8 protein-coding genes and 4 pseudogenes are annotated in these 7,588 nt (G+C 40.9%); 6 read left to right on the plus strand and 6 right to left on the minus strand.

Going from position 1 to position 7,588, the window contains the following annotated elements; all coding sequences use genetic code 11:
• Positions 1–231 (minus strand): annotated as a pseudogene (locus LC586_RS38905) (hypothetical protein); the annotation flags it as partial.
• Between the two features lie 8 nt (positions 232–239).
• Here LC586_RS38905 and LC586_RS38910 point away from each other — a divergent pair.
• The 5 genes and pseudogenes from LC586_RS38910 (at position 240) to LC586_RS38930 (ending at position 2,590) form a co-directional block, all read left to right on the plus strand.
• Positions 240–668, plus strand: coding sequence for an AAA-like domain-containing protein (locus tag LC586_RS38910; RefSeq protein ID WP_438822968.1), 429 nt, complete (start codon positions 240–242; stop codon positions 666–668).
• 64 nt (positions 669–732) lie between these two features.
• Positions 733–1,359 (plus strand): type I restriction endonuclease, encoded by a 627-nt coding sequence (locus LC586_RS38915; protein WP_229491147.1) that lies wholly within the window; start codon positions 733–735, stop codon positions 1,357–1,359.
• Between the two features lie 159 nt (positions 1,360–1,518).
• A complete protein-coding gene (locus tag LC586_RS38920) occupies positions 1,519–1,836 on the plus strand; it encodes a hypothetical protein (RefSeq protein ID WP_229491148.1) in 318 nt (105 codons plus the stop codon).
• A 16-nt stretch (positions 1,837–1,852) separates the two neighbouring features.
• A pseudogene (locus tag LC586_RS38925) lies at positions 1,853–2,206 on the plus strand (papain fold toxin domain-containing protein).
• Positions 2,207–2,233: 27 nt separating this feature from the next.
• Entirely contained in the window at positions 2,234–2,590 is a 357-nt protein-coding gene (locus tag LC586_RS38930) for a hypothetical protein (protein ID WP_229491149.1), read from the plus strand.
• Between the two features lie 81 nt (positions 2,591–2,671).
• On the opposite strand, the gene LC586_RS38935 is transcribed toward LC586_RS38930, so the two are convergent.
• Together LC586_RS38935 and LC586_RS38940 are read right to left on the minus strand one after the other, a co-directional pair.
• Complete coding sequence (locus tag LC586_RS38935; protein ID WP_229491150.1) at positions 2,672–2,944, minus strand: hypothetical protein; 273 nt, start codon at positions 2,942–2,944, stop codon at positions 2,672–2,674.
• 60 nt (positions 2,945–3,004) lie between these two features.
• Positions 3,005–3,712, minus strand: a complete 708-nt coding sequence (locus tag LC586_RS38940) for a Uma2 family endonuclease (protein ID WP_229491151.1) — start codon at positions 3,710–3,712, stop codon at positions 3,005–3,007.
• 120 nt (positions 3,713–3,832) lie between these two features.
• Here LC586_RS38940 and uvrA point away from each other — a divergent pair, with 120 nt between their 5' ends.
• Complete coding sequence (gene uvrA, locus LC586_RS38945) at positions 3,833–6,763, plus strand: excinuclease ABC subunit UvrA (protein WP_229491152.1); 2,931 nt, start codon at positions 3,833–3,835, stop codon at positions 6,761–6,763.
• Positions 6,764–6,978: 215 nt separating this feature from the next.
• Here uvrA and LC586_RS38950 read toward each other — a convergent pair whose 3' ends face one another.
• The 3 genes and pseudogenes from LC586_RS38950 to LC586_RS38960 all read right to left on the minus strand — a co-directional run.
• Complete coding sequence (locus tag LC586_RS38950; protein ID WP_229491153.1) at positions 6,979–7,383, minus strand: helix-turn-helix domain-containing protein; 405 nt, start codon at positions 7,381–7,383, stop codon at positions 6,979–6,981.
• Positions 7,367–7,462: pseudogene (locus LC586_RS38955) on the minus strand (type II toxin-antitoxin system HigB family toxin); the annotation flags it as partial. The pseudogene LC586_RS38955 and the gene LC586_RS38950, both read right to left, overlap by 17 nt.
• 9 nt (positions 7,463–7,471) lie before the next feature.
• Positions 7,472–7,588 (minus strand): annotated as a pseudogene (locus LC586_RS38960) (IS630 family transposase); the annotation flags it as partial.

Genomic DNA, 7,588 nt, shown 5'->3' on the forward strand with positions numbered 1-7,588 from the left:
CTCAACTGAACGGCTATGCTTTTTAAACTTGGGATAACCTTTCAATCCCTGTTTATTTTTTTTGCAGTTATCAAAAAACCTGTTAATAGCACGTTCTACGTTTTCTACTGATGCTTGGCAAGCGTGGTTATTTAAATCACTGACAAATTTAAATTCTGAACGTAACTGAGTGTTGTACTGGTACAGTTCTTTTTTGCCAACGCCACGATTATCTATCCAATATCTAAGCACGTTTACCCATTGAATTACCAGACTTAAATCAAATACAAGTACAAGACTTGGTACAGCGTCACAAACTCAATTGGTCTAACTCACAAATTGAAGAATTAATCACACTCGTCGGTGGTCATCCTTATTTAGTGCGGGTAGCGCTTTACGAAATTGCGCGTGGTAGGATGACGCTGGAAAATCTGCAAAAAATCGCTCCAACTCAAGAAGGGCCTTACAGCGACCATTTACGCCGCCATTGGCTGAATTTGCAAGAGGATGCAGAATTGCTAACTGCGGTTAAACAAGTGATGATGGCAAATCGCCCCGTGGATGTAGGCACAACTGAAGCGTTTAAACTCCGCAGTATGGGGTTAGTTAAGTTTCAAGGCAATGAAGTGGTGCCACTGTGTAAATTGTACCGTCAATATTTTGGGCATCGCTTGGGGTTGAAAAATTAAAAACTACATTAGGAGTGCAATAGGACTTTCATCTCCAATTACCATTTAACAAAAAGGATGAACAATGGTTCAATTTATTCAAGGAAGAGATATAACCTTAGCCCAACTCATCGATAAATGTGGTCTACAACGTGCAGACAACGAACAGTTTTTTGTAGAGTGGCAGCAAGATTTACCTGAGTTGAGTGACTTAGAAAAGCAATCTCTCAACCAAGTCAAGGCAGAATATTTGCATTTATCACGCTACCAAATTTTAGAACCTGTAGTCAAAATGGTGGTGCTATCTCCAATATTGCGTCTAGCAGGTTTTTATCAACCGCCTTTTTACATTGCGTCGGAAGAAGAGGTAAGAATTTCTTCTGAAGACGAAGGCACAATTATTAGAGGACGTATTGATATCTTGGTGTTTCATCCTCCATTTTGGGTTCTCGTTATTGAGGCGAAACGAGCAGAATATTCTTTGGAGGTAGCAATTTCTCAAGCATTAGCTTATATGTTGGCTAATCCTGGTAATGATAAACCTACCTATGGTTTTGTAACCAATGGTCGAGAATTTCAATTTATTAAGTTGACGAAACAAGGTACACCAAGATATGCATTATCTTACACACTGTCGCTCAATCGTGGGGATGATCTACATACTGTTGTAAAAGTGTTAAAACACCTAACTGATTTAATTAGTAATTCGTAATTCGTAATTTTTTAAGTAGATGGATATAAATAAATATAAGATAGTTCGTCATTGCGTTCGCCTTTGGCGTTCCCGTAGGGTACGAAGTGAAGCAATCGCAAAGACTGAGATTGCTACGCTTCACTTCGTTCCGCTCGCAATGACATCTTACATTTAATTGTGTCTACTTACTTAGTAGCGTTAGCCAAGGGCATAACGCACCATCCCAATACTTTCGATGCCCGTACAGCTTCTCTTGCGGAATTAAAAAAGGCAGATGCAGCAAGAATTGTTGCTTTAACGGCTACGCGATTGGAACAAGACGGAACAAATGCGCTGCGACTGTTTGATGATTCAAGGGAAATAGATGGTCTGCTATTAGCAATGCAGACGGCAGGAACATTGAAAAGTCTGGTTAAGGATAAACAATCTTTAGCAGACTATCCCGCTTACAGCCCTTTAATATTCATAACAGGTGATCGCTTGGTAAATCACTAAATCACTAGGAGGCTAGGTGAGTCAATTATCACAAGAGGAAGTTTATTATGCAATTAGCGCAATAGTAGTAAAATTCCCTCTACTTGAATGTGATAAATGTGCCAAAGCAGTCATGCAATGGTTAGCAAAAAATAGCATTGAGGGTATGATTATTCAGCTTAAAACTAAAAGACGAAATGAAGTTTTTATAACTAGCAATCGCTGGAATCGCAATGAATCAATTACTGAAAATGGAACTCACTATGGAGTATAAGTATTAGGACGAGTTTTTGATAATCTATCTGCTGAGGGGATGACAAGGGAAGATTGGTTACGTGATTTCCACTGTCCAAGTGAACAATTTATTGTTGAAGAGTTAGAATCTCTATAAATAATCAAAGTAGATGATGAAATAAATATGAGTGGACTATTAGAAGTTGTAGACAAAATTAGAGTCAGACCGGGAATGTATCTAGGACGACCTTCTGTAAGTGACTTATTTATGTTTTTAGTCGGTTATGAATTTTCTCGCAGCGAATTAGAAATTGAAATGACCGAGGAAGAAGAAAAATTTTATGATGAATTTCAACCTTGGCTGCAAAAAAAGTTTGGGGTAACGACTGTTACCTCTTGGGCAAAGTTAATTATGCTCTCCTGTCATGATGAAAAAGCAGGATTTGAATATTTCTTTAAGCTTTTCGATGAATTTTTCTTGAGAGATACAAGTTTAGACACGAATAAAGCTGAGGAGATGGCGCAGCACGGTTTTAAGTAATTGTACTTCAACCACCTTGCTGAGTATAAATATAGGGACTGGGCGTCACCGAACAGCCCGTCGTAGACATCGCTTGGTAAATTAGAGATGCGATCGCAGTTTAGAACTCGTGGTGTCCAAATCCCCATCTAATTTTTGTAGTGATTCTAAGCTTAAATGTAGAGCTAAAGGCGTAGGCGTAGCCCGTCGTAGACATCGCTTGATAACGAAGGGACAAAATTCAAGTTCTGAACTCGGCGTTTCGAGTTCCGAACACCAATGGCCGAGCAAAAAGGTCGAAGTTTCGAGTTCCGAACACCAATGGTCGAGCAAAAAGGTCGAAGTTTCGAGTTCCGAACACCAATGGCCGAGCAAAAAGGTCGAAGTTCCGAGTTCCGAACACGAATGGCCGAGCAAAAAGGTCGAAGTTCCGAGTTAAACTTCCGGTTCTACTCCCAGCGCTTTTAACTGAGCAGCCAATCTCTCTGCACGTTGCCGTTCTTTTGCTGCTAACTCCAAACCCCACAGTAATAGTTCGCCGTTTTCATCCCACCAACGTAACCAATAACCTGTGCGGTTTTCTCGGCTTCCTTGCCATACACCTAAAAACAAGTTCATTTCGGCAATCCAGTGACGATTATTTGCATCCGGTGTTTGCAGTTGATAATATCCTAAATCATCTCGCCGATAAACTTCTAAGACTCCGCCATCTGGTTCAAAAATGGCATAGTTTGGCACTTGTAAAATCCGCTCATAATAAAACCATTTACCTGGGGGATAGGTCGGTTTACTCGAATACTCTCCACCTTCGGTATCTGAGAGAAATTCCATCACAATTACCGGAATATCACCTTGGAGTCGTGGCGTATAACTGCGCTTCACTTCTTCTCGTGAGACTCGAATAGATGATACATATCCCCAATCTGGTGCTTTGACCACAAATCGATTATTCAAGGTGGCGCAGATACCGTAGTTAGTGATGGTTAAAGCATCGGCAGGTAATCTGCCAGCAAGTTCCAAGCTTTCTGTTAAAGCAGCAGCCAAGAGTGGCTGATTAATGTTATCCACTGGCTCGTTGTCTAAAACAAAATCATCAGGTAACTTTTCCCAGGTGACATCATGGGTGGCTGCATTGGCTAGCATGATTCAGAATATCTCAAGTACAACTTCAATTTAAAACAGTACGATTGTTCTACTATAAACTGATTAAAGATAGTATTATTAAGGACTGTTTCATAGGAAACTCCTTCTTTGCCGCCCAATATGTCAGACAAACAGCTAGCAGCATCCTTGAATGGACATCTTCCCTACCCCAGCCACAACAGCCAGAATACCATTAGGATTCGGGGTGCTAGGCAGCATAATCTGAAAAATATTGACTTGGAATTGCCACGCGATCGCCTAATCGTATTCACTGGCGTTTCTGGTTCTGGTAAGTCTTCCCTAGCATTTGATACCATTTTCGCTGAAGGGCAACGTCGCTACGTGGAATCCCTCAGCGCCTATGCACGGCAATTTCTAGGACAGTTGGATAAGCCAGATGTGGAGGCGATTGAAGGCTTAAGTCCAGCAATTTCTATTGACCAAAAGTCAACGTCTCATAACCCCCGTTCCACTGTGGGTACGGTGACGGAGATTTACGACTATTTGCGGCTGTTGTTTGGACGGGCTGGTGAACCCCATTGTCCGATATGTGATCGCTGTATTGCACCCCAGACAATCGATGAGATGTGCGATCGCATCATGGAATTACCAGACCGCACCCGCTTCCAAATTCTTGCACCCGTTGTCCGGGGTAAAAAGGGCACACATCGTAAGCTTTTGTCAAGTCTGGCATCTCAAGGTTTTGTCCGCGTGCGGATCAATGGTGAGATCCGCGAACTGTCAGATTCCATTGAATTGGATAAAAATTTTACCCACACCATCGAAGTGGTAATTGACCGCTTGGTAAAAAAAGATGGTATCCAAGAGCGTTTAGTTGATTCTCTGTCTACGTGTCTCAAGCAATCGGGTGGTATTGCCAATATTGTCATTAGTCATCCGTCATCTGTCATTAGTGATAACCAAGACCAAACAACAAATGACAAAGGACAATTGACAAATGACGAAGAAGAATTAGTATTTTCGGAAAACTTTGCTTGTCCAGAACATGGCGCGGTAATGGAGGAATTATCGCCGCGATTGTTTTCGTTTAACTCACCTTATGGTGCTTGTCCGCACTGTCATGGCATCGGGACTTTAAGAAGATTTGCGCCAGACTTGATCGTACCCGACTGGGAAGCACCAGTTTATGCTGCGATCGCGCCTTGGTCAGAAAAAGATAATTCTTATTATTTGGAATTACTCTATAGCGTAGGGCAGATTTATGGATTTGAGTTACAGACAAATTGGAGCAAGCTGACAGAAGAACAGCAGCAAATTATTTTATTTGGAGAGAAAGATGAACGAACCGCAGAGGCACAGAGGAAGCAGAGTTTTAAAGGTGCTATTCCAATTTTGCAACGGCAATATGAGGGTGGTTCGGAATTAATTAAGCAAAAATTAGAGCAGTATTTGATTGATCAACCGTGTGAGGTTTGTGGAGGAAAACGGTTAAAACCGGAAGCGTTGGCGGTGAAGTTGGGACAATATGGAATTTTAGATTTGACTACCGTATCAATTCGGGATTGTCGAGAGAGAATTGAGCAATTTAAGTTGAGCGATCGTCAGTTACAAATTGCTGATTTAGTCCTCAGAGAAATCAAAGCAAGATTGCAATTTTTGTTAGATGTAGGTTTAGATTATCTCACCCTTGACCGTCCCGCCATGACCCTTTCTGGTGGCGAAGCCCAACGAATTCGTCTAGCAACGCAAATTGGTTCTGGTTTAACAGGAGTTCTCTACGTTTTAGATGAACCGAGTATTGGTTTGCATCAACGAGATAATGGCAGGTTGCTTAAAACCTTAACGAAATTGCGTGATTTGGGTAATACATTAATTGTCGTTGAACATGATGAAGAAACAATTCGCGCAGCTAACCACATAGTTGATATTGGCCCTGGTGCAGGAATTCACGGCGGAAATATTATCGCCCAAGGTGATTTTCAGGCGTTATTAGCAGCAGAAGATTCTTTGACGGGTGCATATTTATCAGGAAGACGAGTAATTACCACACCAGCAGAACGCCGAGAAGGAAATGGGCGCAGTTTGGGAATTAAAAATGCCCATCGCAACAATTTACAAAATATAGATGTAGATATTCCGCTAGGTAAACTCGTCTCCATCACTGGTGTGTCTGGTTCTGGCAAATCTACGCTGATTAACGAATTACTGTACCCATCTCTGCAACACCATTTAACTAAGAAAGTTCCCTTACCTAGACATTTGGATAAAATCCAGGGATTGAATGCAATTGATAAAGCGATCGTTATCGATCAATCTCCCATTGGCCGCACACCGCGTTCTAACCCTGCAACTTACACAGGAATTTTCGATGCCATTCGAGATGTATTTTCCCAAACAGTAGAAGCGAAAGCTAGGGGTTACAAACCTGGACAATTTTCCTTCAACGTTAAAGGTGGACGTTGCGAAGCTTGTAGCGGACAGGGCGTGAATGTTATTGAAATGAACTTTCTCCCGGATGTTTACGTGCAATGCGAAATTTGTAAAGGTGCGAGATACAACCGCGAAACTTTGCAAGTGAAGTACAAAGATAAGTCTATTTCTGATGTTTTGAGAATGACAGTTGAGGAAAGTCTAGACTTTTTCCAGAATATTCCCAAAGCGATCGCGCGTTTGCAAACTTTATTTGATGTCGGGTTGGGTTACGTCCAACTAGGACAACCTGCGACTACCTTATCTGGTGGTGAAGCGCAACGGGTAAAATTGGCAACAGAACTATCTCGACGGGCCACAGGTAAGACACTTTATTTAATAGATGAACCGACAACAGGGTTATCTTTTTATGATGTCCATAAATTATTAGATGTGTTGCAAAGATTGGTAGATAAAGGTAATTCAATTTTAGTAATTGAACACAACTTAGATGTAATTCGTTGTTCTGATTGGGTGATAGATTTGGGTCCAGAAGGTGGCGACAAAGGGGGAGAATTGATTGCTGTAGGGACACCAGAGGAAGTTGCAAAAAATCCCAGGTCTTATACTGGGCAATATTTAAAGCAGGTGTTGCAACAGTATCCGGCGGTTAAATCTTAGTCTTTTACAAGTAACGTCTATTACATAAAACTAAAGCATCCTATCTTGCTTTAGATGCATTACCACCAACCCACTGAAGTTGGATACCCAAACTGCCCAAATTTCTTGCTCTCTCAAGTGTTTTTTGATCTATTTTATCTAGAGCCATTAAATTGGGCTAAATGAATAATCGCCTATTATCTCTGAACTAGGTTTCACTTAAAAAAAGCGATCGCTTATTCTAAAATAAACAAGCTTGGCTCAACGTGAAAAAACTTACCCAAAGCTTCAGCTTGTTTTTTAGTGATTTTTAGTTCGCTATTCATGATTTTAGTAACAATCTCGCTCGAACCCAGAATTTCTACCAAATCAGCTTGTTCCAAACCCCTAGCTTCCATCAAATGCAAAAGTCTTGAATAAGGTGTTGAGGAATTAAGCTGATAATGCTTATCTTCAAAATCCTCAATCAGTTTTACCAATAATTCCAACAAAGCATCTTCTTCAGGAGTCAGATGGGAACGAGAAAGCAGTTCTTCAACAGTTTCTAAAAACTTCTCGTTTTCCTCTTCTGTCTTGATAATCCGAGGTTGATGTTGAGACAGCAATTGGCTGTAAATGTCTGAGTTAAAAGTAAGGGTCATTTTTCCAGTAGTCTTTGTCATATTCGGCATGAGTTAAGACATATTTTATATAGATGACCTGCTTTTCATAGTTAATACTATAGGACTCCTATTTGATTTTTGAAAAAACTCCGTACATCTGGAGAGTAGCGAAATCAAAGGTAGTGTGTCGGATAAACCACTCAAACATCCACTTTAAATGAGAGAATGAAGGAACTAAAGCACA

This window comes from Nostoc favosum CHAB5714 (assembly GCF_020829495.1).
Lineage (GTDB): Bacteria > Cyanobacteriota > Cyanobacteriia > Cyanobacteriales > Nostocaceae > Nostoc > Nostoc favosum.

Excerpts from the sequence above, each read along its gene's own strand:
- LC586_RS38915 (WP_229491147.1), top strand. The coding sequence starts at position 733 with ATGGTTCAATTTATTCAAGGAAGAGATATAACCTTAGCCCAACTCATC.
- LC586_RS38930 (WP_229491149.1), top strand. The coding sequence starts at position 2,234 with ATGAGTGGACTATTAGAAGTTGTAGACAAAATTAGAGTCAGACCGGGA.
- LC586_RS38940 (WP_229491151.1), bottom strand. The coding sequence starts at position 3,712 with ATGCTAGCCAATGCAGCCACCCATGATGTCACCTGGGAAAAGTTACCT.
- uvrA (WP_229491152.1), top strand. The coding sequence starts at position 3,833 with ATGTCAGACAAACAGCTAGCAGCATCCTTGAATGGACATCTTCCCTAC.
- LC586_RS38950 (WP_229491153.1), bottom strand. The coding sequence starts at position 7,383 with ATGACCCTTACTTTTAACTCAGACATTTACAGCCAATTGCTGTCTCAA.